Source organism: Paenibacillus elgii NBRC 100335, from assembly GCF_004000865.1.
Lineage (GTDB): Bacteria > Bacillota > Bacilli > Paenibacillales > NBRC-103111 > Paenibacillus_G > Paenibacillus_G elgii.
Genome location: NZ_BIMB01000134.1, coordinates 1 through 1,504, shown reverse-complemented (window position 1 = coordinate 1,504; position 1,504 = coordinate 1). Strand labels below are relative to the sequence as shown.

The 1,504-nt window shown below is 41.5% G+C and carries 1 pseudogene; it reads left to right on the top strand.

Annotation, left to right across the window (positions count from 1 at the left end):
• Window positions 1-1,504: pseudogene (locus PEL01S_RS34770) on the top strand (hypothetical protein); the annotation flags it as partial.

The following is a 1,504-nucleotide window of genomic DNA, read 5'->3' as shown; positions in this document are numbered from 1 at the left end:
TGGACTTTTCCGCCGAGCGGTTCGCAAAGGAAAACAACAAAAAAGACAACACAGTCACCCAAACCACGTATATGTCGGTTACAGCACTTACATATGGCAACTATGTCGAAACACCTAAAAATACGACAATCGTAAATAATAAAGATCAGTTTTATCCAAGTGTGTTTTCAAGCACTTATTCCGAAGGCTTAAATCGCTTAAAAAGATCGTTATCTAGCTATAATTATAATTCCTATCCTACAAGTTACGACAAGTTTGCTTTGGATAGGGTGAGTATGGTAGCAAGCAGCGCCCCATTTTCTGTTTCATCGATTAATGAGAATGTCAATATGATCAATGGTGCCCTTCAATTACAGAGTACAGATATGACCCTCCCGGGCAGGAATGGGCTTTCTTTTGCACTTACTCGCCAGTATGATAGTGCAGATTCGCTATATTATGATAAGGACGTCTACGTCGGGGCCGTCCATACCATGCAATATTATCCGGCTTTGAATGCAAGATTGTTCCAGAAATATTCGAATATGCCGGAAAAATTCGGTTCGGCATCAAGCTTTTATTTTACTCCCTCCTACTATGCGTCATTCGTGCAATATGGCGGAAGTTATACTTACTGGTATTTTCCTACCGACTATCCGGAAGTTTATGAGTTCGATAATCAAGCAAGGAGCGACTTGGAAGCGACCTGGTCTTATAGGAACCCTGATGACCCTAACACTATGCCATTTATTTCAAATGAAAACATTACGCTTAACGGAGTATCTTTTGTAGCCAGAGCTTATACAACAGGGCAAGTTGTTGTACCACCCTTCTATTCGTCACGCTTTATAAACAATGCGTATGCCAACAAAACTAAGCCTCTCAGGAATGAGAACCGCTTCCCTATTGGGAAAGGGTGGAAATGGAATATTCCTTATATCGAATATACGGATAAAGGAACGTTTGTTCATTTATCCGGCGGAGGTACTTATGAGCTGAACGGGACCAGTTTGAAGGGATATCCGTGGAAAGACATTACGGTCACACAGGAATCGCGTAAGATTAACGATCAATATGTATGGTTCACGCTGAATTATTTAAATGGCCAGAAGCAGTACTTTTCCGGGGACGGAAGATTAATCCAAATATCAGATGCTTATAACAACACTATTCAATTTGAATACCAGGATGTTTCTCCATACGGGTTGGTTTTAACGAAAGTAAGGGACGCGATCAACAATGAGATCAACATTTCTTACTCCGAAACAGAAGTGACCCTTACTCAAGGAGATCGTACAGTCAGATACGAAAAGCAGAAAGATCCTAAAGGCAACAAGGAATTGTTAACTTCGGTTACGGATGCGATGAATCGTAAGACGCATTATACCTACGAAATTGCGTCGGCATCGTTTGACTTGGTAAATTCCAAACGCGGAGAAAATTATGCTGCCCTGTTAAAGCAAGTACAGCACCCAACCCAAGCCCGCACAAGCTATACCTACGAATCGGTTAATCGTAAAGTGGG